This window comes from Saccharopolyspora halophila (assembly GCF_039531955.1).
Lineage (GTDB): Bacteria > Actinomycetota > Actinomycetes > Mycobacteriales > Pseudonocardiaceae > Saccharopolyspora > Saccharopolyspora halophila.
On record NZ_BAAARA010000021.1, the window covers coordinates 270,414 to 293,912 of the forward strand.

The following is a 23,499-nucleotide window of genomic DNA, read 5'->3' on the forward strand; positions in this document are numbered from 1 at the left end:
GAACTCTCCTTCCTCGTCCAGTTCGTCCAAGGGGTCAGCATGATCACGAACGTGCTCGTCGCCAACCGCGGCGAGATCGCCCGGCGGGTGTTCGCCACGGCCCGCCGGATGGGTTTGGCGACCACCGCGGTGTTCTCCGACGCCGACGCGGCGGCACCGCACGCGGCCGAGGCCGAGGCCGCCGTTCGGCTGCCCGGCAACTCGCCGGGCGAGACCTATCTGCGCGCCGAAGCCGTCATCGCCGCGGCGCGGGCGGCCGGTGCCGACGCCGTGCATCCCGGATACGGCTTCCTCTCGGAGAACGCCGCATTCGCCCGCGCCGTCGGTGAGGCCGGGTTGACCTGGATCGGGCCACCGGCCGCGGCCATCGAGTCGATGGGTTCGAAGGTCGAGGCCAAGAAGCTCATGGCGGAGGCCGGAGTGCCGGTGCTCGGCGAGCTCGACCCCGGATCCGTCACCGAGGACCAGCTGCCGGTGCTGATCAAGGCCTCCGCGGGCGGCGGTGGTCGGGGCATGCGGGTCGTCCACGATCTGGCCGAGTTGCCCGGGCAACTGGAAGCCGCCCGCCGCGAGGCCGAGTCGGCTTTCGGCGATCCGACGGTGTTCTGCGAGCGGTACCTGGCCACCGGCAGGCACATCGAGGTGCAGGTGCTGGCCGACCGTCAGGGCGCGGTGTGGGCGCTGGGCGAGCGCGAGTGCTCCATCCAGCGACGCCATCAGAAGGTCGTCGAGGAGGCGCCTTCGCCGCTGGTCGAGCGGATTCCGGGCATGCGGGAACGGCTCTTCGAGGCCGCCCGGCTGGCCGCGGGCGCCATCGGTTACGAGGGAGCCGGGACCGTGGAGTTCCTGGCCGACGATCGCGGCGATTTCTTCTTCCTGGAGATGAACACCCGCCTGCAGGTCGAGCACCCGGTCACCGAGAACGCCACCGGGCTGGACCTGGTGCGTTCGCAGCTGCGGATCGCCGACGGTCACCCGCTACCGGACGAGGAGCCCGAGTCGCGCGGCCACTCGATCGAGGTCCGGCTCTACGCCGAGGACCCGGCGCGCGACTGGCAACCGCAGAGCGGAACCCTGCGGCGCATCGAATTCCCAGGCGCGGCAACGGACTTCGCGGTGCTGCGCGAACCGGGGGTGCGGCTGGACGCCGGTGTGGCCGATGGCAGCGAGGTCAGCGTCCACTACGACCCCATGCTGGGCAAGGTGATCTCCTACGGCGAAACCCGCGCCGAGGCCGCGCGCCTGCTCGCCGCCGCGCTGACCCGGGCGCGCCTGCACGGGCTGGTCACCAACCGGGATCTGCTGGTGCGGGTGCTGCGTCACGACGCGTTCCTGGTGGGTGAGACCGACACCGCGTTCTTCGACCGGCACGGTCTGGAGGTCCTCGCGAGCCCGCTCGCCGACGAGAGCGCGACGGAGCTGTGCGCGGTGGCTGCGGCGCTGGCCACCTCGGCGGCCAACCGGCGCTCCGCGCGGGTGAACGCGGCCATCCCGGCCGGGTGGCGGAACGTCCCGGCGGAACCGCAGGTCAAGGTCTACGAAACGTCCTCGGGCGCGGACGTCGAGGTCCGGTACCGGTGGACCCGGCGGGGCATCGAGGTGCACGACCACCCGGGCCTGCGAGCCGTGGAGATCGCGCCGGACCGGGTGGTGCTGGACGTGCCGGGCGAGCACGGGCCGGTGCGGCGGATTTTCGAGGTCGCCGGCTACGGCGAGCTGGTCTGCGTGGACTCGCCGCTGGGACCGGTGGCCTTGACCCGCATGCCGCGCTTCGTCGACCCCGCCACGCTGGTCGCGGCCGGCTCGCTGCTGGCACCGATGCCCGGCAGCGTCATCCGCGTCGCCGCCGAGGTGGGGGACCGGGTGCGGCAAGGCGAACCGATCCTGTGGCTGGAGGCGATGAAGATGGAGCACACCATCGCCGCGCCTGCCGACGGAGTGCTCACCGAGATCGGCGTCACCGCCGGTCAGCAGGTCGACGTCGGCGCCGTTCTGGCCGTCGTCGACGACGGTGCGCAGTAGACGACCGCGCGGTCGGGAAGAGGAGAACGATGAGCTTCGTCGAAACCACCGAGCAGACCCAGCTGCGCGCGGCCGTGGCCAAGCTCGCCGAGCGCTACAACTACCTCGATTACGCCCTGCCCAAGGCGCGGGCCGGTGAGCCGCTGACCGAACTGTGGCGGGAAGCGAGCCAACTCGGCTTCCTCGGCGTCAACTTGCCCGAGGAGTACGGCGGGGGAGGCGCCGGTGTTTACGAGCTGGCGCTGGTGCAGGAGGAGCTGGCCGCGCAGGGCGCGGGTCTGCTGCTGGTGGTCGTCTCACCGGCGATCTGCGGCACGATCATCGCCAAGTACGGCACTCGGGACCAGAAGTCCGCATGGCTGCCGCGGCTGGCCGACGGCACAGCGAAGATGGCCTTCGCCATCACCGAACCGGACGCCGGGTCCAATTCGCACAAGATCACCACGACCGCGCGCCGCGACGGTGCGGACTGGCTGCTGAGCGGCCAGAAGGTCTTCATCTCCGGGGTCGACCAGGCCGATGCGGTGCTCGTCGTGGCGCGCACCGAGGACGCCAGGACCGGCAAGCTCAAACCCGCTCTCTACATCGTGCCGACCGACGCGGCGAACTTCACCGCGCAGCGCATGGAAATGGACGTCGTCGAGCCCGATCACCAGTACACCCTGTTCTTCGACGAGGTGCGGCTGCCCGCCGAAGCCCTGGTCGGGGAGGAGGACGCGGCGCTGGACCAGTTGTTCGCCGGGCTCAACCCGGAGCGGATCCTGGGTGCGGCGATGGCCGTCGGCATGGGGCGCTACGCCCTGGACCGGGCCGTGGAGTACGCGGGCAGCAGGCAGGTCTGGAAGTCCCCGATCGGCGCGCACCAGGGCATCGCGCACCCGCTGGCGCAGCTCAAGATCGAGCTGGAGATGGCCAAGCTGATGATGCAGAAGGCGGCCGTGCTCTACGACAGCGGAGACGACGGGAACGCCGCCGAGGCGGCCAACATGGCCAAGTACGCGGCCGCCGAGGCCAGCATCGGCGCGCTGGACCGGGCCATCCAGACTCACGGCGGCTCCGGACTGACCAGCGAGCACGGTTTGGCGGCGATGCTGGGCGCGGCGCGCATCGCGCGCATCGCACCGGTCAGCCGCGAGATGGTGCTCAACTTCGTCGCCCAGCACAGCCTCGGCCTGCCGAAGTCGTACTGAGCGGCTTCGGCCCCGCCGCGCAGCGTCGGGTTCGTCGCGAGGAGGAATCATGGATCGGATCGTGCGCCGCGTCCGAACCGCCGGCACCGCCACGTCGGTGCTCGGTCGCCCGCACGACCGGAGCACGCCGCCCAACGGGCTCGGCGATCAACGGGAACCGGTCGAGGCGTTGACGGCCCGCCGGCCGGACAGCTTCGCCGAGTCCCTCGGGCGACCCGCGGCGCCATCCGCTAGCCTGTTCGAAATCCCCGAAGCGCTGGAGGGCATGACGGCGTTGCCTGCGAAGCGAACCCGCCTGGGCGCGATGACCGCGGTGTCACGTGGGTGAGGAGTCGACCATGACGTCGAGAGAGCCGAAGCAGGACCGCAGCCGGGTCACCCGCCAGCGTCTGCTCGAGTCCACCGTGGACTGCCTGGCCGAGCACGGCTGGGCCGCTACGACCGTCACCGTCGCCGCCGAGAAGGCGGGCGTGTCGCGGGGTGCCGCTCAGCACCACTTCCCGACCCGCGAGGAGCTCATCACCGCCGCGCTGGAGCACATGTTCGACACCCGGATGGCCGAGGTGCGATCCGAGGTCAACGAGGTGCCGGTCGGTCCAGATCGGACCGAGGCCGTGATCACGCGGATGGTCGACTACTTCACCGGCACGTTGTTCAAAGCTGCGTTGCAGGTGTGGACCGCCGCGGCGGCCGACGAGGCGCTCAAGGCCAGGGTCGTTCCCCTGGAGGCGAAGTTCGGCCGGGCGGTGCATCGGGTCACCGTCGAACTGCTCGGCGCCGATGACACCGACCCGGCCACGCATCGCCTGGTTCAGGCGACTCTGGACATGGCCCGCGGCCTGGGTCTGGCCGACGTGCTCACCGACGACTCGGCTCGCCGCCGGGGCATCGTCGAGCAGTGGGCGACCACCCTCGATGCAGCGCTGCGCCGCACGCACTCGGTCTGAGTGCCTGCGGCGCAGCGGAACCGGCGCCCGCTCGAGACGGCGAGCCGATCGATCGGTGTCAGAGCTGTCCCGGGGTCTCGGGACGGTCGGACGCCACCGCGGCATCGCCTGCGCTCACCGCGGCGACAGCGGGCTCGTCCGACCGCGATTCATCGGGCCCGTCCGAGTCGATCTCCGTCGTTCCCGAGCCGGGCCCGTGTTCGTCGCGGAGCGTCTTGTAGAAGGCGATGCAGATCCCGACGAGGATGATCGCGAACGGCGTCCCGGTGAGCACCGAAGCCTTCTGCAATCCGCCGAGACCGCCGGATACCAGCAGCACGCCCGCGACACCGGCGAGCATGATGCCCCAGAGCAGCCGGACCCAGGTCTTGGGGTTCCGAGAACCGCCGGTCGACAGCTCGCCCAGCACGACGGTGCCCGCGTCCGCGCCGGCGACGAAGAACACCCACAGCACCACCAAGGTGATGATCGACAGGAGGAAGGGCAGCGGGTACTCCTGAATGAACACGAACATCCCGGCCGCTGGGCTCTCCTCCACGGTGCTGGCGATGTCGGAGGCCAGCCCGCTGCGCGCCAGCTGCAGCGCGGCGCCGCCGAACACGGCGATCCAGATCATGCTGACCACGCTGGGGACGAGAACGGTGGCGCCGACGAACTCGCGGATGGTGCGGCCGCGCGAGATGCGGGCCATGAACAGGCCGACGTAGGGCGCCCAGGCGATCCACCAGGACCAGTAGAAGACGGTCCAGCTGCCCATCCACTCGATCTCCGGGCTGAACGAGTCCAGCCGGAAGCTCATCGGGACGAGGTTCGTCAGGTAGCCGCCGATGCCCTCGGTGAAGACGTTGAGCTGGGTGATGGTCGGGCCCACGACGAAGTAGAAGATCAGCAGCAGCGGAGCGATCAGCATGCTGATGTTCGACAGCCACTTGATGCCGTGCTCGATCCGCGTGGTCGCCGATCCCATGAACGCGGCGGTGGTCAGCGCCAGCACGATCAGCTGCACGAGGATGCCGGTCGGCAGGCCGAAGGTCTCGCCGAGTCCCGCGGTCATCTGCAGGCCGGCCTGTCCCAGCGCGACTGCGATGCCGAACACGACCGCGAGGACGGCGAGGATGTCGATCGCCTTGCCCAGCGGGCCGTCGACGCGGTCGCCGAGCAGCGGGCGGAAGATGACGCTGAGCAGGCCCTTCTCGTTCTTGCGGTGGCTGAAGTAGGCCACGGCGAGCCCGGCGACCGCGTAGATCGCCCAGGGGTGCAGCGCCCAGTGGAAGAAGGAGTACTGGATGGCCACACCGGCGGCGGCGTCCGTGCCCGGTTCTGCGAGGCCGAACGGCACGTTCACGTAGTGCGAGAGCGGTTCGGCCAATCCCCAGAAGATGATCGCGGGTCCCATTCCCGCTTGGAACATCATCGCGAACCAGGACAAGCGCCCGAATTCAGGTTTGTCGTCCTTCTTCCCGAGTTTGATCCTGCCGTAGCGGCTCAACCCCAGGTAGATGACGAATACCAGGAAGATGTTGGCGGCGAGCAGGAAGAACCAGCTCAGATCCGTTACGACCTGGTCGAAGAGCTGCGTCGTGACGGAGGCGAAGCTCTCCGGTGCTGCCGCGCCCCACAGGACGATCAGCGCCGAAAGCGCAATGGAAACCGTGAAAACGGTACCGCCGGTTTGCTGTTTCGTTGTTAAAGTTTTCATGGGAACCCTGACTCGCGAGGTCGGAAGAGCGCACGAGATGCGCAGTTCTGGGCCGGTGTCGTGCTACTAGTGCGTGCACGACTGGCCGGCCGGTCCCCTCGCGGAACGTCTGGCGGATGTTTTCTGCTATCGATTTCGTCGGTTTTGGACGCGCGGCGTCGAATTGCTGGTCACGGCCAGATCGGTCCGGACGCCTGCGCATTTTCCAGCGCTACCGCGCGGACGGCGATGTGTTGCGCGTCCGTCTGCTGCTCCATTGCATTGCCCGGTAGCGGATTTCCAAGAATGCTCTCAGGCGTTCGCGCCCGGATCAAACCGATTGCAGAAATCGACCTAGATGAATTTTGAAAGGGTCCGATAGATTTGCTCTATAGCTGCTGCTGCCCGGGGTTGTGCAGCATCGCTGGAGGTGTGTAACGGACCCGGCTCGACGCCGCTTCCGGAAGGGCTCGCGGTGATGCGGCACCGAGCCCGTCAAGACGAGACGAGCCGCGCAGGACGCCGGGCCGGACCGCGAACACGTGACCCAGAACACCGCGCCAAGCCGCTCACGACCCCGTGCCCGACCTCACCGCCCCGACCCCGCCCAACCCGAACTCCAGTTCGACGCACCCAAGGTCGGACCGGAGATTCAGGTGTCCCGTCCCGAGGCGTGACAGTTTTGCCTATAACTGTAGGGCGCAACGGGCGTGCTCGCGGCACGGTTATAGGCAAAACTGTCGCTCCGGACTCGGGTCGGCCGGTTGCCTTGTCGGGTTCCTGGGGAACCGCCTGCTCGACCTCGTCGCTGTTGCCGTAGGTGCGCTCGGGGAGGGCCTCCAGCGCCTGCACCGTCTTCGGGCCCGCTCCGCGAGCCCGCGCGTAGTCGAGCAAGTACTGCTTGCCCGCGGGGAACTCCGCACCCTGCAGTGCCTTGGCCACGCGGCGTTCGTCCGAGTCGGTCATCCTTGCGCCTCCTTCGCGATGATCAGCTGGTTCACCGCTCGCCCGGACGGTCGGCCTTCGTCGGCGGTCAGCGATCGGATGCGGTGCTGCAGCGAGCCGACCGGCAGGTTGTCGCAATCGGGCAGCGGCAGGGGCATTTCGCTCCCTCGCGGATAGCGGGTGCACCCGACAGCCATACCCAGCTGCGCTCGCGGCAATCGCGCTCCCGGTCACGGCTTCCTCGTTCGAGGGACTTGGGGCCGCGACGAGTTTGCGCTGAAGGGCCCAGCGGGTACGCGATTCGCGGCCGTTGCGCGAGCTCTCGGCCGCTAACCCGCGGCGCGCAGGAAGGCGTCGCGGGCTTCCGAGCTGGTGTGCTGGGGCCAGAGCGCGTGCAGCGGCACGTGGACGGCCGGATCGAGTTCGATGATCCGGACCTGGCCGTGCGCGGCCGTTCCGGGGGCGGCTGTGACGAAGGCGGCGTGCTGCGTGCCGATCACGGCGGTCACCGGTGGCGTTCCCTGGATCGGGTTGCGGTGCAGCTCCGGTTCGAAGCCCGCCTGGCGGCAGTGCTCGACGAGCAGGTCGGTGTAGCCGGAACGTCCCGGCTGGCCCCAGACCACGATCGGCTCGCCCGCGAGGTCGCCGAGGCTCGCCGAGTCCCGGTGGGCGAGGTGGTGGTCGGCCGCCACGGCGACGTGCAACCGCTGGTGCAGCACCAGGCTGCGGCCGAGCCCGCGCACCGGGGGCATCGCCCGGCAGAGGCCGAGGTCGAGCTCGCCCGCCAGCAGCTGAGCGCTGAGCTCGTCCGGGTAGCGCTGGTTGACCTGAGTCGCCAGTTCCGGGTGCGCGGTGTGCGCCTGCCGGAGCAGCGTGGTGACCTCGTCACCGGTGACCGCCGGGGTGTGCCCGATGTGCAGGACCTCGGCCTCGCCCCGGCCGATGCGGCGGGCGCGCTGCAGGGCGGATCGGGCCACGCCGCGCAGCACCTGCGCATCGGTGATCAGCGCTCGTCCGGCGGGCAGGACGGTGACGGCGTTGCCGCTGCGCTCGAGCAGGTCCACGCCCACTTCGCGTTCCAGCGCGCGGATCGAGCTCGACAGGGCCTGTTGGGACAGGTTCACCCGCCGCGCCGCGCGGGTGAAGGTGCCCTCCTCCGCGACGGCGATGAGGTGTTCCAGTTTGTGCAGGTCCAGCCCCAACTCGTTCCTCGCCTTCGGTGTCCCGATCTCCGGGTGCGTGCGGAGCGCGACCAGGCGCCGAGGATAGCCAGGACGAGCTCCGCGATCAGTGCGCGGGGCGGCTGACCGCCCCGCGCACTGATCCCCCCATTTCCCTTACCGGGTGGTGTAGCCGCCGTTGGGGAACATGGTCTGGCCGGTGAACCACCAGCCCTCGGTGGCCAGGAACTGGATGATCGGGGCGACGTCCTCGATCTGGGTGAGCTGGTTGCCCATGGCCTGCGACTTGTGGAACTCGACGCGCTCCGCGGTCTCCTGCGGGTAGAAGAAAGGTGTGTCCATCGGCCCGGGTGCCACGGTGTTGACCGAGATGCCGCGGTCGGCGAACTCCTTGGCCGCGGCGCGGGTGAAGTGCTCCAGCGGGGCCTTGCCGCCCGCGTAGGTGGAGTAGCCGTCGGTGAACGCGGCGAGCAGCGAGGTGCCCAGGCTGATGATCTTTCCGCCGTCGTCGAGCCTGCGACCGGCCTCCTGGATGAAGAAGTACGCGGCCTTGGCGTTGATGCCGAACATCCGGTCGTACTCTTCTTCGGTGGTCTCCAGGATGGGCTTGCGCAGCACCATTCCCGTGGTGTTGACCGCGACGTCTGCCGCTCCGAAGGAGTCGATCGCCGCGTCGAAGACCCGCCGCACGTCGGCCACGCGGGTCAGGTCGGCTTGTACCGAGATCGCCTCCGAGCCGGCGTTCTGGACCGCGTTCACGGTCTTCTCGGCGTCCTCGGCGGACGCGTCGCCGTGGTAGTGCACCACGATCTTCGCGCCTTCGGCCGCGAAGTTCGCGGAGAGCAGGCCGCCCAGGTTCTTCGCGCCCCCGCCGATCACCGCGACCTTGTTCTGCAACGTCCGCTGCGCCATGGTTGGCTCCCCAATCGCCGTTGTCCGAGGTGGACGGCCGGTGTCGGCCTTGGCTCCGACGGTAGGTCGATGCCGCGGGCGCGGGGAAACGCGAAGCTCGGGTGAGCCCACAAGTGCGGCCGATAACCGCTGCTGAAAGCGGGGGAGAGGTCTCAGGTGGCCGCGTGCGCGGTGTGGCGGATCCGGTCGAGGAGTTCGTCCAGTGCGGCCAGATCCCGTTCGCTGAAGCTCGCGAAGACTTCGCGCAGGTTGCGCGCGTGCTCGGGGGTCGTCCGGTCGAGGATCTCCCGCCCGCTGTCGGTGATGCCGGTGTAGGAGACGCGGCGATCGTCCGGGCAGCGCCGGCGCTCCACGTAGCCCGCCTTCTGCATCCGGTCGACGAGGCGCGTGACGCCGCCGGTGGTGAGCGCGATCTCCTCGGCGAGCGCTCCCATCGTCAGCTGCCCTTCCGGGGAGCGGGCGAGCCGGATCAGCACCTCGAACCACGCGTGCGGCAGGCCGGTGTGCGCCTCCATCGCCGGGCCGAGTCGCTGTTCGAGCCGGCTGTATGCCTCCGCGAGGCGTCCGAAGGTGGTGATGAGGTGGTCATCGGTGACTGCTGGCATACGAACAGCATACTCGGCAGTATTTGATTGGTCAGTTGTTGCGAGATCAGACAATTGCTGGTTACCGTGTCAGTACCTGACAGTTCAACTACCTCTGCGCGAAGAGCCGATCACCGGTCGTTTCGATGTGGCGGGACGGCCCGCGACCACCAGGAGGGGACGACCATGACCATCCCGGCTGTGCGGCTCAATCATGCGGTGCTGTTCGTTACCGACCTGGAAGCCGCGGAGCGCTTCTGGACCTCGGCCTTCGACATGGAGGTCGCCGTTCGCGAGCCCCGCGCCAATGCCGCGTTCCTGCGGCTGGCCCGCTCCGGCAATCACCACGATCTCGGGCTGTTCGGCCTCGGCGAGACCGCCGCGACCCGGCCGCCGCGCAGCGTGGGCCTCTACCACCTGGCGTGGCAGGTCGACACGATCGAGGAGCTGGAACAGGCCCGCCGGACGCTGGCCGAACTCGGTGCGCTGCGGGGCGAGTCGAGCCACGGCGCCACGAAGAGCGTGTACGGCGCGGACCCGGACGGCAACGAGTTCGAAGTGATGTGGATGCTGCCGCGCGAGCAGTGGGGACCCTACGAGAACGCGGCTCCGGTGGACCGGCTGGATCTGCCGAGCGAGGTTCGTCAGTGGGGCGGTGTGCGCACCGCGGGCCGCGTGGTCGCCGAGGAGCAGGCGTGAGCCGCCGCGCGGCCGCGGGTCGCCTCGCACGTCAGTGATCGTGGTGTCCGTGCCCGCCCTCACCCTCGGCGGGCGGGGGCGGTGGCGGTGCCGGGAGCGTGCCGGAGGCCGGCGGCGGTGCGGCTGGCGCGTGGTGATCGGAGTGCCCGGGCTCGCGCGGTCCCGTCTCGTGGTGGCCGGCGTGCTCCCCGTGGCTGCCGTGGCTGTGCCCGAAGGCGGCGATCACGCCCGGTGTCGTGAGCGCGGCGATGGCCAGGACGGCCCCGCCCAGGGCGAAGCGATGACCGCCGCGGCCGAGCGCCGCGGGCTGCCGCCGGGGAACGAGCAGCACCAGCGCTCCGGCGGCAGCCACGACCTCCAGAACGACCGTCAGCACACCCGGAACACCGATGGCTTCCGGTGTTCCGGCATCCGGGCCGATCGGTGGCCCCCACGCGCGGGTCACGCCCCACAGCGCCGTCGCCGCGATGTTGGCGACCAGGCCCAGCGCGGGCACGACCGGATGCGCGACGAGCAGGACCGCTGCCGCCCAGATCACTTGAAAGAGCGCGATGCCGAGGAAGAAAACACCGTAGAGGGTCCACGCTCGCCAATGATCGGGCGTGACCGCCAGGTGAATGAAACCCGCGCCCAGCGAGGCGAGAGCGGCGATGAAACTCGCCAATCCCAGCTGAGTTCTCTTGGTGATTTCGTGCATCGGTCGGGCTCCTGGAATCAACGACGCGCCGCATCGCGAACACGGACAAAACGGCACTGCGCGCATACGAGTGGTGCATGGTAAGCAGAACTGAGCCGGAGTGTCGAGCTCGCCCATTCCGGGCAAAGCGGAGAAGCGGATTCCGCCGGATAGCACGAATGCCCGCGCCGGACGGCGCGGGCATTCGCACGAACTGTTCAGCTATCGGCGGTCGAGGATCGAGCCGCGCCCGGCGACCGGTCGCGGTCGTCAGCCCTGCTTCGTGGCTCCGGCGCCTTCGAGCGGCAGCAGCGGGTAGGCGACCTTGATGCCCTCCTGGTCGAAGCGGTGCTTGAGCTGGGCGCGGGCGGCGCGGCCGATCGCCCACTGCGCGCCCGGCTTGGTCTTGATGATCACGCGCATGGTCACGGCGCCGTTGCCGATGCCGACAACGCCGTTGACCTGCGGCTGCTCCAGAATCTGCGATTCGAACTCGGGGTCCGCGGCGAACTCGTTCAGCGCGGCCTCCATGGAGGTCTTCGCGGCGGGCAGGTCGACCGAGTAGTCCAGCGGGATCTCGATGACCGCGTTGGCCCAGTCCTGGTTCATGTTGCAGACGCGCATGATCTCGCCGTTGCGGACGTGCCAGAGGTTGCCGTCCAGATCGCGAACCCGGGTCACGCGCATGGTCATGGCCTCGACCGTGCCGACCGCGTCACCGACGTCGACGACGTCACCGACGCCGAACTGGTCCTCGACCATCATGAACAGACCGGACAGGAAGTCCTGCACCAGGCTCTGCGCGCCGAAACCGATCGCCAGGCCGAGCACGCCCGCGCTGGCCAGGATCGGGCCGAGGTTGATCCCGAACTCGCTCAGGATCATCATGAACGCCACGCCGAAGATCACGAACGAGGCGATGCTGCGGAGCACGGCACCGATGGTCTTGGACCGCTGCTCCTGGCGCTCCTGGCGCTGGGCCTCGCTCTCCTCGCCGTTCTTCATGACGACCCGGCTGGCCTTGCTCTTCGCGGCCCCGATCTTCTGGTGGGAGGCCACGATCCGCTTGATCAGCTGGGTGATCAACCGGCCGACGACGGCCCGAGCCAGGAACGCGACCACGAGAATGATGGCCACATTGATGATCCCGGAAATAAAGGCGCTGGCGTTCGTGGTGAACCAATTCACCAAGGGATTGAATTGTGTGATGGCGCCCGTGGGGCCAGCCGATGTAGCAACAGTTCCGGGGAGTGCGTCCAGCACGATTCGACCTCTCATCGCGACCCGCAGGCGTGACCGGTGACGTCAGGCCTGCTCCTGCCGCGAACATGCTCTCAACACGCCACTTCGAATCGCAATGCGGCTCCCGCGCTTCGGCGATCACAATGCGTGATAGAGTATGCGTGCGCCGTAGTTTACCTGGTGGGCGAGCTTTTCGGGTCCGGGAATTGCGCCCGCCGACGGCGGCCGCAATTGCACGAGGTATATCCCATTTGCGGCATCGCCGATCTCGGTCGACGCGCGGGATTGGTGGTGCGATCGGTCGCCGGTCGCGCGGGATTGATCGGAGGAGTCGTGGCGCTGACCGACCGCAAGCCCCGGGGCGCGCTTCGCGTGCTGCTACGCGCTCCGATCTGGCTGTACCGCGCTCGGCTGGGCGCGCTCGCCGGGCACCGCTTGCTCTACCTCGCGCACCGCGGACGCCGAACGGGTGCCCGCAGGGAAGTCGTGGTGGAGGTGGTCCGCTACCGGCCGGACGTGCCGGAAGCCGTCGTTGTCGCCGCCTGGGGGAAGAACCCGGACTGGTACCGCAACCTGCGGGCCGCGCCCGCGCTGGAGGTGCGGATCGGCGCGCAGCGCTGGACCCGGCCCGAGCACCGCTTCCTCGACGGGGAGGAGGCGCACGCGGTGCTGCTGGACTACCAGCGCGCCCATCCGCACGCCTGGAAGCGGATCGCGCCGGTGCTCGGTTTCCCGGTGGACCCGGCGGATCCGAGCTGGCCCGAGCGGGCCCGCGCGGTCCGGGCGATCGCTTTCACCCCGCGCGCGGAGGGCTGAGCTCAGGCGTTCTCGTACTTGGCGCGGTAGACCGGTTCCGGGCGCTGCTCGGCTTCGTGCAGGCCGAGCTGCACGGCCTGCCTGATCTGCTCGCGGTTCTCCCGGACGACCTCGGTGAAGAACTCGTCGGTGCGCGGATCGGTCAGCACCTCGTGGATGACCCGCATGGTGGTCTCCGTGATGGAGTTGACGATCTCGTCGTGGAAGGGCAGGTTCTTCAGGCGGCCCGCCTGCTGATCCTCCCTGAGCTTCTCGGTGATGATCTCGCGCAGCAGTTCGCGGTTCTCGTCCAGCGAGTGCGCGATGTTCTTCGGGTAGTTGCCGGTCTCGAGGACCTTGACCACCTCGTCGAGCACCGCGATGGTGATCGGCTTCTTGATGGCCAGCACGATCGGCCGGGAGAACCGCTCGATGAGCCGTTGCGTGAAGCGCTCGCCGAAGGCGCGGTCGGCGGTGCGGGCCATTCGCACCACCACCACGACGACGCGCAGCAGCCGGAAACCGCGCAGCGCGGGATGCGCGATGGGGATCATTCCGAGGATCTCGTACCAGCTCTGCAGCGGGAACCGGCCTCGCCAGCCGGTCGCCCGCCAGCGCCACAGGAACTCGACGAAGAACACGCCGCAGATCGCGGTGTCGGCGATGAACACCGCGTGCGCGGTTGCGGCCGTGTGCTCGAAGAACATCACGTAGCTGAGCAGGCCGAGCGAGAGCACCGCGAGCACGAGCATCGCGATGTCCACCGTGTTCGCGCCTCGCGGCGCCGCACTCGCGCTGGTCATGATCGTTCATTGAACCAGATTCGCGTTCGAGGCCGGTAGCAGCGCGCCCGGGAGCCGGCGTCGGGATCGTGCTCGCCCTCCACCGGCCGGACCTGCGCGAACGCGCGGTCGCGGAGCCGGGGCGTCGCGGGCTCGGGCACTCGCTGCTGACTGGCGGAGCGCGGTCCGCCGCGCAGCGCGGGCGCCGTTGGCGATCGAAGGCCCGCTCCGGTGAGCGCGTCGAGCCCGGCCCGCTGAGCTGGGGCGGGCGGTGCGGGGTGCCTAGTCGGGTGCGGCGCCACCTGCGGAGATGTTGCGGTGCGGGTGGCGGAACATCTGGGGCCGGACTGCGGGATCCGGGACTTGAGCATGTCGATGCGCGGCGCTGCGGCTCTCCTCGCTCGATGACGTCCGAGAACTCGTGGCGGTGTCGGCAGTCCCACACCGCGTGCGGCTACCGCTGCGTGCTGAAAGGACGCCTAAACTGCCGACGTGGTTACCGACGACATCGTGAAGCTGTTGACCGAGCGCACGCCCGTGCGGCCGATGACCGCGGAGACCGGGCGTTGAGCCGCGTGGTCCTGGTCGGGTGCGCCGATCTTCCCGAGGGCAAGGGCGACGAGGCGGGCGCCATGCGCGCGCTCGAGGACGTCGGCGTGGACACGCGCTGGGCGGTCTGGGACGACCCCGCCGAGGACTTCACCGACGCCGACCTGGTGATCCTGCGGGCGACCTGGGACTACGCCGAGCGGCGCAAGGAGTTCCTCGACTGGTGCGCGTCGGTGCCCGCGCTGCGGAACCCGGCCGAGGCGGTGCGCTGGAACACCGACAAGTCCTATCTCGTGGACCTGCGGCGCGCCGGCGTTCCCGTGGTGCCCACGACGCTCGTCGCGCCGGGTGAACACGTGGAATGGCCGGAGGGCGACTTCGTCGTCAAACCCGCCGTCGGCGCCGGTTCGCGCGGGGCGGCGCGGTTCACCTCGGCAGGGCACGAGGCGGCGGACGAACACCTGCGGGCGCTGCACGCCGCGGATCAGGTCGCCGTGGTGCAGCCGTATCAGCGAGCGGTGGATGCCGAAGGCGAGACGGCGCTGGTGTTCTTCGGCGGCCAGTACTCGCACGCGTTCACCAAGGGACCGATGCTGCGCGGTGCCGACCTGGACGATTCCGGGCTGTACGTCACCGAGGAGCTCGGCGTGGCCGCACCGGACGGCGCGTGGCACGCGCTCGCCGAGCAGGCCCTCGACGCGGCGGCCGCGCACCTGGGTGTGCATCGCCGATCGCTGCTGTACGCCCGCGTCGACATCCTGCGCGCCGACGCGGGCGATCCGGTGTTGCTGGAGTTGGAGATCAGCGAACCGAGGCTGGGCTTCCAGCAAGCCGATGAAGGCGCCGCGCTGCGCTTCGCCTCGGCGGTGCGGGGCGCGCTCACCTGACGGGTGCCCGTCCCGGAACGCACCGGGTGGTGGTGATCGCGCATCAGTGATGGGTGGAGCCGCAGCTCCACCCATCACCGCTCATCCCGAGATCACTTGGTCATCTCGTAGGTGCCGTCGAAGGCCATCGACTCGAGGCCGCTACCGGTGATCGCACCGCCCGCGCAGCCGCCCGCGACGCTGGACGGGTCGATCTTCGCCTTGCCCTCGTGCTTGGCTTCGGCGAACTCGCCATCGGTGGTCGAGCCGGTGAAGGCGCCCGTGACGGGCTCGCTCGGGTTGGTCAGATCACCCTCCATGTTGAGGTTGAAGTCGGCAGTGCTCGTCTTGGTGCTGCCGTCCTCGTAGGTCCAGGTGATCTCGACGTCGCCGCCGACGTCGCGCGGCAGCGAGGTGCAGGACATCTGGCCTTCCAGCGCACCGCTGAACTTGGCGCTCACGACGCCGTCCTGGCGCTTGCTCTGGCCCTCGCAACCGGTGGCCTCGCCGGAGACCTTCATCTGGGTGCTCGCGCCCGCCGGGTTGACCGACAGCGCCGGGGAGAACTCGGCCTTGCCGGACAAGTCGCAGGACAACAGCGCCTGCGGCGCGGGAGCTGGAGCGGGTTGCGGCGCAGCCTGCGCCGTCATCGTGGCGGCCAGGACAGGGGCGGCGGCCAGCGCCGCGGCCGCACCGAGAATGCCGGACTTCTTCCCGAGTTTCGAAACCATGCGGATTTGACTCCCTAAGCTCGCAAGGAATGAAGGACCTCTTCGTCTCATCCTTCGATTAAGGATGGGAGCACGATTCCGGACCGGCGGCAGGCTGCGTCGCACGATCGGGCGCTTTCCTGTCCGTATCCGTGCTCGCGTGCAGACTCCTTTGCCTGCAACGGATTTCGGAGGCTGCTAGCTTCGATCACGGCTTTCTCAGCGGGGCGTTTCGGCATCGGTCGCCCTGCGGGCCATCAGCAATCACCTCTCCACGGGCGGACCGTGGTGACCCATTGCGGAAAGGAAGTATGTCATGCGGATTCTGCGAACGGCCGCGGTACTGCTCGCCTCCGGTGCCCTGTTGGCGGGGACGGCGGGTGGTACCGCCGTCGCGCAAGCCCCTGCCGCGCAAGAGCAGAACGACCAGGTTCTGGTCTTCATTCTGGACAAGGCGGTTCCGGTGAAGAAGTTCAAGAACCCGGAGGGTTGCTACGAGCTCCCGGTGGGCACCCACGTGGTGATCAACGATACGCCGCGCGAGATCACGCTCTACGCGACTCCAGGGTGCGACGGGACCCCGGTCGTGCCCGGAGTCCCGCTCGAGCCGGGCCGCGGGGCGCACGACAGCCCGGCGTTCGGCAGCTTCAAGGCATGAACGCTCCGCTCGCACGATCCCGGGTGGAGCTCGTCGTGGTCGGGCTCGGCTACGTCGGGCTTCCGCTGCTCGCCCGCGCGTTCGAGAGCGGGATGAGCACAGCCGGTTTCGACGTCTCGGAGGCGGTGGTCGAGGGGCTCAACGCGGGCCGATCGCACGTGACGGACGTGCCGGACTCCGCGGTCGCCGACATGGCGGCCGCGGGGTTCCGCGCCAGCACCGACCCCGCCGTGATCTCCGAGGCCGAAACCGTGGTCCTGTGCGTGCCGACAGGGCTCGCCGAGGGGGTTCCGGACCTGAGCGCGGTGCGGGCCGCGGTGCGGACCGTGGGCGAGCAGCTGCGCCCGAACACGTTGGTGGTGCTGGAATCGACCTCGTATCCCGGTACCACCGAAGAGCTCGTCCGGCCGTTGCTGGAACGGGCCAGCGGGCTGGTCGCGGGCGAGGAGTTCCACCTCGTCTATTCGCCGGAACGCATCGATCCCGGGAACGAGTTCTTCGGCGTGCGCAACACGCCGAAGATCGTCGGCGGGATCACGCCGCTGTGCGCGAAGCACGGCGTCGCCTTCTACGGACGGTTCGTGGACACGCTGGTGGTCTCCCGCGGAACTCGTGAGGCCGAGATGGCCAAACTGCTGGAGAACACCTACCGCTACGTCAACATAGCGCTGGTCAACGAGGTCGCGTTGTTCTGCGACCGGACGGACATCGACGTGTGGGACGTGCTGCACTGCGCCGGGACCAAGCCGTTCGGGTACGCCCCGTTCCAGCCCGGTCCCGGCGTCGGTGGCCACTGCATCCCGGTGGATCCGGTCTACCTGGAAACCATGGCCGACGGCGCGGGATTCTCGTTCCGCACGCTGGCGGCCGCGCGGGCGGTGAACGCCCGGATGCCCGAATACGTCGTCGCTCGCACCGAGCGGTTGCTTCGCGACCGGGAGCAGCCGGTCGAGGGGGCTCGCGTGCTGCTGCTCGGGGTGAGCTACAAGCCGGATATCGCCGACACCAGGGAATCCCCGGCCTACCCGGTGGCGAGCGGGTTGCTGCGCAGCGGAGCCGACGTCGTCTACCACGATCCCGGTGTGCGCGCCCTGGAGGTCGACGGCCGCGAGCTTCCCCGGGTGGATTCGGCGGAGGAAGCGCTGCGCGCGGCCGACATCGCGATCCTGCTGCAGGATCACTCGTGCTACGACCCGGTCCGGCTGGTCGCCTCGCGATGCCTGCTGCTGGACACCAGGGGCAAGCTCGCCGGGGAGAACGTCCGGCATCTCTAGGAGTTCGTCCGGTGCGAGGTCGTCCGGCGGTGCGGGCCGAGCGGGTCCGCGATCCGGACGGCTCCTCGAGCACGCCGAACGCGGCCTCGCGGCGCGTTCGCCACGAGGCCGCTGCGCAATCCCCTGCTGTGCGGGCGGTGTCCCGCGCTGGAAGCAACGGACCCGCCGCGTGCTCGTACGTCGTTCACCCCGCCGGGGGTGGGGTGAACGACAGCTCCGCCTCCGGTCGCAGCCCCAGGTCCGCACCGCTGACCGGGACTTCCGCGCGCACGAGGATGTTGTAGTGGTTCGGGAAGTGGCACGCGTCGAACCCGAGCACGGTTCCCACGTGGCGGGCACCGATCCGGAGCCGGTCGCCGCGGTCGAGCACACCGCCGTGGTCGAACTCGGCGAAACCCAGGAAGGCCACCCGGTCGATGCGCGCGTCCGCGTCGGTCTCGGCGTGATCGGTGGTGACCAGCTCGTGCACCTCGCCCGCGCGGATGCAGCGGCTGGCATGCGGTTCCAGGGACATTCCGCGTTCGGCGCGGTGATGGACCAGCACCTTGACCACGCGGGCCGACAGCGAGCGCTTCGGTCCGTCCTCGTCGGGGTTCAAACGGGCTCCTTTCCCGGCACCGCTCGCGCGGGTGCTCGGTAGCTTCCGCGGACCAGTTCCAGCGCCGCGAGCCCGCCGTCGGCCCGATGGGTTCCCGCGTCGATCGCGCCGGCGAACTCGTCCAGAACGCCGTGGTACTCGTGCCACAGCGAGGACTTGAAACCCGGGAAACCAGCCAGCATGTCGGCGCGCAGCCGCGTTCCGTCGGCGAGCAGCACCTCGACGTCCTTGGTCTCACCGGAGTGCGACCAGTCCAGCTCGACGACCGCGGGTACACCGGACGGTGACTCCAGCTCGATGGTCGCTCGCCGGTCGGTGCCGTGCTCGTCGCGATCGATGGTGGCGTGCTTGAGCGCGGCCTCGCCGAGGAAGAGCCGCACGAGATCGAAGGCGTTCGGCCCGTTGTCGGCCACGCAGCCGCCGCCGCAGCGCTGCGGGTCGAGGTACCAGGTGTCGTCGCCGATGTGCTCCTCGATGCGCTCCAGGTAGCGCACCCGCATCGCCGCCGGGCCGCCGCGCGCGGCGACCTCGGTCAGCAGGCGGAGCACGTTGGCGTTGTACCGGCGGTGGAACGAGGTCAGCAGCGGAACTTCCCGCTGCGCGGCCAGCGCGGCCAGTTCCCGCGCGTCGTCCAGCGAGACCGCGAGCGGCTTTTCCACGCACACCGCGACTCCGCTGCGCAACGCGTCCCGGCACACCGCGGCGTGCACGTCGTTGGGCGCGGTCACGACGACGGCTTCGAGGTCCACTTCCGCGAGGAGTTCCCGGTGATCCCGGAAGCGGGCGACATCGGGCGAGCGCCCGCCGAGGGCGTCGGGGCGCACGTCGCAGACCGCGCTCAAGTGCCAGTCCGGCCGGGTTTCGATGGCGTCGAGGTAGTAGGCGGAGATCGCCCCGAGCCCGATGACCGCGACGCGGCGCATCAGCGGGCCACCGCTTCGGCGTCGCGCAGGCCGAGCTCGACGAGCTCCCGGTGCAGTCGCGGGCGAATCGGGACTCCTTCGCACCTGCGCTGCCAGGAACGCTCGGCCTCCCACCAGCCGGGATAGCGAACCACGTCATCGCCGGTGGCAGGCGGGCAGTCCAGCACCGCGCCGAACATCGCGCGGGCGGCCTCGGCGAAATCCGGCCGCAGCCGCTGGCCGTCGATGGCCAGCACGAAGTAGCCGATGTCGTCGTCGCGCCCGGCTTCCCCGCGCAGCGCCTCGGGCGCGGGTCCGATGCCGGATCCGGAGAGCAGGGCTGACAGCACCTCGACGGTCAGACCCAGGCCGAAACCCTTGTGCGAGCCGGTTTCCGGGTCGCCGCCGAGCCAGCGCAGGTGCGCGGTACCGCCGTCGAAGGCGTGCGGATCGGTGACCGGGCGGTCGGTGTCGTCGGCGATCCAGCCGTCCGGCACCGACGCGCCGTCGCTGGCCGCCAGCCGCACCTTGCCGGTCGGGACCACGGTCGTGCTCATGTCCAGGACGAACGGGTGCTCCGGCAGCGCGGGCGCGGCCACCGCCAGCGGGTTGGTGCCCAGCATCGCCAGCGCTCCGCGGGGCGGCCGGGCGATGCGCTGACCGCCGCAATTGCTCGCCACTACCCCGATCATTCCGGCCTCGGCGGCGCGCGCCGCGTGGAACCCGGCGCAACCGAGGTGCGTGCCGCCGCGCACCGAGACCAGCCCGAGGCCGTGCGTTCCGGCGCGCTCGATCGCGTGGTCCATGGCCTCCGCCGCGGCCCACAGGCCCAGTGCGCGCCCTGCGTCCACCGTCGCGCAGGCGCCGAGATCGGTGCGGGTGACCGGTTCGGCGCCGGGATCGACTCGCGCGGAGTCGAAGAGCGGCAGGTACAGCCGCGTCAGGTTGAACGCGCCGTGCGACTCGAACCCGCACAGATCGCCGTGGCACAGGGCCGACGCGGCGAGCCGGGCTCGTTCGGTGGGCACCCCGCGCCGGGTGAATTGACCGCTGATCAGGTGGTGCAGCTGGTCGTAGGGGACGTGCACGGGGTCAGGTTGCGGATTCGACACGGTGCTCCTTTCCGGTGCGATGCTGCGCGAAGCCGGTCAGCAGCGCGGAGACGACGGAGGCGAACTCCGCGAGCTCGGTGCGGTCGGCGTACTCGCCCTCGGCGTGCGCCTGATTGGCGTCCAGCCGACCGGGGCCCAGCACGGCGGTGAACGACTCGGCGAGGTCGTGCAGCCAGATGGCGTCGCAGGTGAAGGCGGGCTCGTCATCCGGCCAGCGGGCGGCACCCGCGCCGGACAGCAGGGCCTCGGCCCACGGGTCGGTGCCGTTCAGGCAGGGAAGCCCGCGCTTGAGCCACTCCACGCGGGTGATCGCGGGTGCGTCGAGCGCGGTGCGGGCGAATTCCCGCGTGCCCGCGAACAGCTCCCGGAAGTGGCGGAGCCCGCGGTCGATCTCGGCGTTGAGCGCCGCCTCGGCCGCCGCCGCTTCTCGCGCGTCGGCGTAGGAGAGGTTGAGCTGCAGTTCCCCGGATCCGTACACGCGGTTGTGCCGGTCACCGGTGCGCAGCCCGCCGACGCACAATCGTCCGGGGCGGTCGGCCGGGTCGAGGCGCGTGGCCAAGTGCTGAGCGAGGAAGCCGAGCAGCACGGTGGCGTTGTCGCCCGAATCCGGCGCGTCGTCGATGGCGCCGCGCCCGTCCACGAGCAGGCGCGCGGTCATCGACGCGGTGGATCGCGGCAGGTAGCGCAGGCCGGTGGGCTCGCAGCAGATGTTGATCCTGCCGACGTGGCCCTGCTCCACCAGGGGCCGGGTGCCGAAGGTTCCCATCGCTCCGCCCTCTTCGCCGGCGACGGCCTGCACCAGCACGGAAACATCCTGGCCCAGAGCGGTTTCCGCCTCGACAGCGGCGCGGATCCCGGAGAGCAGGGCGACGGCGGGTCCTTTCGCGTCGATCGCACCGCGTCCGGTGAACCGGCCATCGCGCAGCCCGACCGGCTCCAGCCCGGCGACGGTGTCCAGGTGCACGTTGAACATGACCGTCGCGGAGCGCGGGAGCTCCGGACCCAGTCGCAGCAGCAGGCTCGGCTGCTCGGCGAGGAAGTCCGGCCCGGCTCGCCGCACGGCCGCGGGCACGTCCGCGCGGTCGAGCACGTCCGCGGGCGGGGGCGCGTGCTGCAGCACCTGGAAACCGAGCCCCTCGGCCGCGCGCGCGTAGGTGCGCTGGGCCTGCCAGAGCCGCGGTGGCTCCGAGGTTTCCAGCGGGTTGACGGTGGGCGTGGCCAGCAGATCGAGCAGCAGTTCGCAGTCGTCGTCGGTGAACGGCATCAGACGACACCGGCCGTCTGCGCGGTCGTTTCCCGCAGCAACTCCTCGAGTCGCCGTCCGGCCAGCACGAACGGGGCGGAATCGGTGGCCGCGACGCCCTCGTGCGGGCGCGTGGCCAGGTGCGGTTCCAGCGAGAGCGCACCGGAGTAGCCGTGGTCGAACAGCACGCGCAGGCAGTCGCGCACCCGAGCCCGACCGTCCCCGGGTAGCACGTACCCGGCCCGGCCGGGATCGCCGACGGCGTCCTTGACGTGCACGTGCTCCACGTGCGGCAGGATTCGCTCGAGCAGGTCCACGCTGTCGTATCCGTGGTCGACGCCGTTGCCGGTGTCGAACAGCAGCCGCAGGCAAGGCCCGCCCGCGTCGACCAGCCGCAGCATCCGGTCGGGATCGGAACCCGCCCAGCCCGAGCAGTTCTCGTGCAGCAGCACCACGCCGTGGCAGGCCGCGCGGTCGCTCAGCAGCGCGACGCGGTCCAGCACCCGCGCTTGCCACTCGGCTTCGGCGAGCCCGTCGGCGCAGTAGGACATGATCCGGATGAAGCGGGTTCCCAGCGCCGCGCACCGCTCGGCGAGCACGTCGAGTTCGCGCAGGTCGTCCTCGGGCGGCGCGGTGATGCGCCGCGACCAGTCGCCGATCCGGGAAGCCAGGCAGACCACGCGCAGCCCCGCCGCTTCGACCGCGCGGCGCACGCGGAGGAACCGCGAGTCGTCGAGATCGGCCAGCGCCACCCCGTCGACCGAGCGCAGCTCGATGCCGGTCCAGCCGAGCCGGGTGACGGCATCGATCTGATCGGGCAGCGCCACCGCCGCCTCGTCCCCGATCCCGGCGAGCAGGTCAGTGCGCATACTCGAAGGTCCTCTCCTTGGCGGCGGTGAGCAGGCGGATGATGTCGCGGTGCAGCTCGAAGGTGCCGTGCTCGGCACCGGGTGCGTGGAAGTGGCGGTAGGCGCGCAGCACGAACCGGGTGAGCGCGTCGTCGCGGAAAACCCGCCGCAGGCCGTCGACCTCGAGGTGCGCGTGGTCGTCCTCGGCGCTGATGGGGTAGTGGCCGACGACCTGCTCGTCGTCGAACTCGAGCACGATGCGGCGCCGCCGGATCGGCGCGGTCAGGTCCGAGCGGATCTCGCTGCGGACTCCGCCGGGGTGCGTCAGCGTCAGCCGCGCGCTGCCCAGGCCGGGCAGGACCGCGTCCTCGCAACGCATGTCGCCGCACTCGGCTGCGGTCAGCTGCGCCGCTCCGGCCAGCCGCAGCACGACGCCGAGCGAGTGCGGCAGCTCCACGTCGAAGGCCGTGGGATGTCCGCCGGTGGTCGTCGACCGGGCGAAGCGGGGCTTGTCCTGGTCGAACGCGATGCTCCGGAGGCCACCGCGGGAGATGAGCTCGGCCAGGTGCTCGGTCAGCCGGGAGTCGAGCCAGTGGCTGACCACGACCAGGTCGAGCCCGTGCCGGTCGCGGAGGGCCTCGATCGTCTCGAGCTCGGCCGGGTCGGTGGCCAGGGGCTTCTCCACGACGATCCGGCGGAAGCCGTGTCCGACCAGTTCGGCGAGCACCTCGGCGCGGCTCTCCGGCGGGGTGCACAGGTGCGCGACGGTGCGCTGCGGGTCCAGCAGCGCGGTGGCGGCTTCGATCGAGCCGGTGGCGATCACGTCCGGCCGGTGCTTGCTCCCGTCCGGGTCGCTGGCGATGACCGGACCGGGCGCGAACAGCTCGCTCGCGGCCGCGCGAACCCGTTCCAGCACCCGCAGATGCAGATCGGCGCCGGCGCGACCGAGTCCGATCACGAATGGCTGCAGCATGATACGCAAATGTCCTCTGTGGACTGATAAGTGGATGCGAATGGGCGGGCGGAGCGCCCGGTCGCGACCTACTGTACCGATCTTTCGCGGGTCTGGAATGCGGAGTTCTGCCT

The 23,499-nt window shown here is 70.1% G+C and carries 25 protein-coding genes; 9 read left to right on the forward strand and 16 right to left on the reverse strand.

The annotated features are described in order from the left end of the window. Positions 1 to 39: 39 nt before the first annotated feature. Genes ABD289_RS22195 through ABD289_RS22210 form a run of 4 tightly spaced genes read left to right on the forward strand, consistent with a single transcriptional unit; the run spans position 40 to position 4,159 of the window. Positions 40 to 2,022 (forward strand): acetyl/propionyl/methylcrotonyl-CoA carboxylase subunit alpha, encoded by a 1,983-nt coding sequence (locus tag ABD289_RS22195; RefSeq protein WP_344136321.1) that lies wholly within the window; start codon positions 40 to 42, stop codon positions 2,020 to 2,022. Between the two features lie 29 nt (positions 2,023 to 2,051). After that, positions 2,052 to 3,212, forward strand: coding sequence for an acyl-CoA dehydrogenase family protein (locus ABD289_RS22200; RefSeq protein ID WP_344136324.1), 1,161 nt, complete (start codon positions 2,052 to 2,054; stop codon positions 3,210 to 3,212). Between the two features lie 49 nt (positions 3,213 to 3,261). Next, positions 3,262 to 3,540 (forward strand): hypothetical protein, encoded by a 279-nt coding sequence (locus ABD289_RS22205; protein ID WP_344136327.1) that lies wholly within the window; start codon positions 3,262 to 3,264, stop codon positions 3,538 to 3,540. 10 nt (positions 3,541 to 3,550) lie between these two features. Further along, entirely contained in the window at positions 3,551 to 4,159 is a 609-nt protein-coding gene (locus ABD289_RS22210; protein WP_344136330.1) for a TetR/AcrR family transcriptional regulator, read from the forward strand. 58 nt (positions 4,160 to 4,217) lie between these two features. Here the strand turns inward: ABD289_RS22210 and ABD289_RS22215 are convergent, their stop codons facing one another. From ABD289_RS22215 to ABD289_RS22240, 6 genes are all read right to left on the reverse strand, one after another. Further along, on the reverse strand, positions 4,218 to 5,858 hold the full coding sequence (locus tag ABD289_RS22215; RefSeq protein ID WP_344136333.1) for a BCCT family transporter: 1,641 nt from the start codon (positions 5,856 to 5,858) through the stop codon (positions 4,218 to 4,220). A gap of 474 nt (positions 5,859 to 6,332) precedes the next feature. Next, positions 6,333 to 6,803 carry a DUF2795 domain-containing protein gene (locus ABD289_RS22220; protein WP_344136336.1) on the reverse strand — a complete coding sequence of 157 codons (471 nt, stop codon included), beginning with the start codon at positions 6,801 to 6,803 and terminating at the stop codon, positions 6,333 to 6,335. After that, positions 6,800 to 6,940 carry a hypothetical protein gene (locus ABD289_RS22225; protein WP_344136339.1) on the reverse strand — a complete coding sequence of 47 codons (141 nt, stop codon included), beginning with the start codon at positions 6,938 to 6,940 and terminating at the stop codon, positions 6,800 to 6,802. The genes ABD289_RS22220 and ABD289_RS22225 overlap by 4 nt, the downstream gene beginning before the upstream one ends. A 171-nt stretch (positions 6,941 to 7,111) precedes the next feature. Beyond that, positions 7,112 to 7,984 (reverse strand): LysR family transcriptional regulator, encoded by an 873-nt coding sequence (locus tag ABD289_RS22230; RefSeq protein ID WP_344136342.1) that lies wholly within the window; start codon positions 7,982 to 7,984, stop codon positions 7,112 to 7,114. A gap of 135 nt (positions 7,985 to 8,119) precedes the next feature. Next, entirely contained in the window at positions 8,120 to 8,875 is a 756-nt protein-coding gene (locus ABD289_RS22235) for an SDR family oxidoreductase (protein ID WP_344136345.1), read from the reverse strand. Between the two features lie 152 nt (positions 8,876 to 9,027). Beyond that, complete coding sequence (locus ABD289_RS22240) at positions 9,028 to 9,480, reverse strand: MarR family winged helix-turn-helix transcriptional regulator (RefSeq protein ID WP_344136347.1); 453 nt, start codon at positions 9,478 to 9,480, stop codon at positions 9,028 to 9,030. Positions 9,481 to 9,645: 165 nt separating this feature from the next. Here ABD289_RS22240 and ABD289_RS22245 point away from each other — a divergent pair, with 165 nt between their 5' ends. Next, complete coding sequence (locus ABD289_RS22245; RefSeq protein ID WP_344136350.1) at positions 9,646 to 10,158, forward strand: VOC family protein; 513 nt, start codon at positions 9,646 to 9,648, stop codon at positions 10,156 to 10,158. Between the two features lie 31 nt (positions 10,159 to 10,189). Here the strand turns inward: ABD289_RS22245 and ABD289_RS22250 are convergent, their stop codons facing one another. After that, a complete protein-coding gene (locus ABD289_RS22250; RefSeq protein ID WP_344136353.1) occupies positions 10,190 to 10,855 on the reverse strand; it encodes a hypothetical protein in 666 nt (221 codons plus the stop codon). 249 nt (positions 10,856 to 11,104) lie between these two features. Beyond that, positions 11,105 to 12,022 carry a mechanosensitive ion channel family protein gene (locus ABD289_RS22255; protein ID WP_344136356.1) on the reverse strand — a complete coding sequence of 306 codons (918 nt, stop codon included), beginning with the start codon at positions 12,020 to 12,022 and terminating at the stop codon, positions 11,105 to 11,107. Between the two features lie 387 nt (positions 12,023 to 12,409). On the opposite strand from ABD289_RS22255, the gene ABD289_RS22260 reads away from it, so the two are divergent. Further along, on the forward strand, positions 12,410 to 12,892 hold the full coding sequence (locus ABD289_RS22260; RefSeq protein WP_344136359.1) for a nitroreductase family deazaflavin-dependent oxidoreductase: 483 nt from the start codon (positions 12,410 to 12,412) through the stop codon (positions 12,890 to 12,892). Between the two features lie 2 nt (positions 12,893 to 12,894). Here the strand turns inward: ABD289_RS22260 and ABD289_RS22265 are convergent, their stop codons facing one another. Then, entirely contained in the window at positions 12,895 to 13,674 is a 780-nt protein-coding gene (locus tag ABD289_RS22265) for an ion transporter (RefSeq protein ID WP_344136363.1), read from the reverse strand. A gap of 545 nt (positions 13,675 to 14,219) precedes the next feature. Here ABD289_RS22265 and ABD289_RS22270 point away from each other — a divergent pair. Then, the gene (locus tag ABD289_RS22270; protein WP_344136366.1) at positions 14,220 to 15,089 is read left to right on the forward strand and encodes an ATP-grasp domain-containing protein; all 870 of its coding nucleotides are present in this window, start codon (positions 14,220 to 14,222) and stop codon (positions 15,087 to 15,089) included. A 92-nt stretch (positions 15,090 to 15,181) separates the two neighbouring features. Here the strand turns inward: ABD289_RS22270 and ABD289_RS22275 are convergent, their stop codons facing one another. After that, positions 15,182 to 15,799, reverse strand: a complete 618-nt coding sequence (locus tag ABD289_RS22275; protein WP_344136369.1) for a hypothetical protein — start codon at positions 15,797 to 15,799, stop codon at positions 15,182 to 15,184. Between the two features lie 295 nt (positions 15,800 to 16,094). Between ABD289_RS22275 and ABD289_RS22280 the strand changes: the two genes are divergently transcribed. Together ABD289_RS22280 and ABD289_RS22285 are read left to right on the forward strand one after the other, a co-directional pair. Beyond that, positions 16,095 to 16,436 (forward strand): hypothetical protein, encoded by a 342-nt coding sequence (locus ABD289_RS22280; RefSeq protein WP_344136372.1) that lies wholly within the window; start codon positions 16,095 to 16,097, stop codon positions 16,434 to 16,436. Further along, entirely contained in the window at positions 16,433 to 17,710 is a 1,278-nt protein-coding gene (locus ABD289_RS22285) for a nucleotide sugar dehydrogenase (RefSeq protein WP_344136375.1), read from the forward strand. The genes ABD289_RS22280 and ABD289_RS22285 overlap by 4 nt, the downstream gene beginning before the upstream one ends. Before the next feature lie 184 nt (positions 17,711 to 17,894). Here ABD289_RS22285 and ABD289_RS22290 read toward each other — a convergent pair whose 3' ends face one another. The 6 genes from ABD289_RS22290 to ABD289_RS22315 are packed head-to-tail and all read right to left on the reverse strand — an operon-like array spanning position 17,895 to position 23,386. Further along, complete coding sequence (locus tag ABD289_RS22290; RefSeq protein ID WP_344136378.1) at positions 17,895 to 18,308, reverse strand: DUF6917 domain-containing protein; 414 nt, start codon at positions 18,306 to 18,308, stop codon at positions 17,895 to 17,897. Beyond that, positions 18,305 to 19,231: a Gfo/Idh/MocA family protein gene (locus ABD289_RS22295; protein WP_344136381.1), complete on the reverse strand. Its 927-nt coding sequence runs from the start codon at positions 19,229 to 19,231 to the stop codon at positions 18,305 to 18,307. The genes ABD289_RS22290 and ABD289_RS22295 overlap by 4 nt, the downstream gene beginning before the upstream one ends. Continuing rightward, positions 19,231 to 20,322, reverse strand: coding sequence for an Ldh family oxidoreductase (locus ABD289_RS22300; RefSeq protein WP_344136385.1), 1,092 nt, complete (start codon positions 20,320 to 20,322; stop codon positions 19,231 to 19,233). Before ABD289_RS22300 ends, ABD289_RS22295 begins: the two co-directional genes overlap by 1 nt. Further along, the gene (locus ABD289_RS22305; protein WP_344136388.1) at positions 20,303 to 21,586 is read right to left on the reverse strand and encodes a M20/M25/M40 family metallo-hydrolase; all 1,284 of its coding nucleotides are present in this window, start codon (positions 21,584 to 21,586) and stop codon (positions 20,303 to 20,305) included. Before ABD289_RS22305 ends, ABD289_RS22300 begins: the two co-directional genes overlap by 20 nt. Continuing rightward, positions 21,586 to 22,434 carry a sugar phosphate isomerase/epimerase family protein gene (locus tag ABD289_RS22310; RefSeq protein ID WP_344136391.1) on the reverse strand — a complete coding sequence of 283 codons (849 nt, stop codon included), beginning with the start codon at positions 22,432 to 22,434 and terminating at the stop codon, positions 21,586 to 21,588. Before ABD289_RS22310 ends, ABD289_RS22305 begins: the two co-directional genes overlap by 1 nt. After that, positions 22,424 to 23,386, reverse strand: coding sequence for a Gfo/Idh/MocA family oxidoreductase (locus tag ABD289_RS22315; protein WP_344136394.1), 963 nt, complete (start codon positions 23,384 to 23,386; stop codon positions 22,424 to 22,426). The genes ABD289_RS22310 and ABD289_RS22315 overlap by 11 nt, the downstream gene beginning before the upstream one ends. Between the last annotated feature and the right edge of the window lie 113 nt (positions 23,387 to 23,499).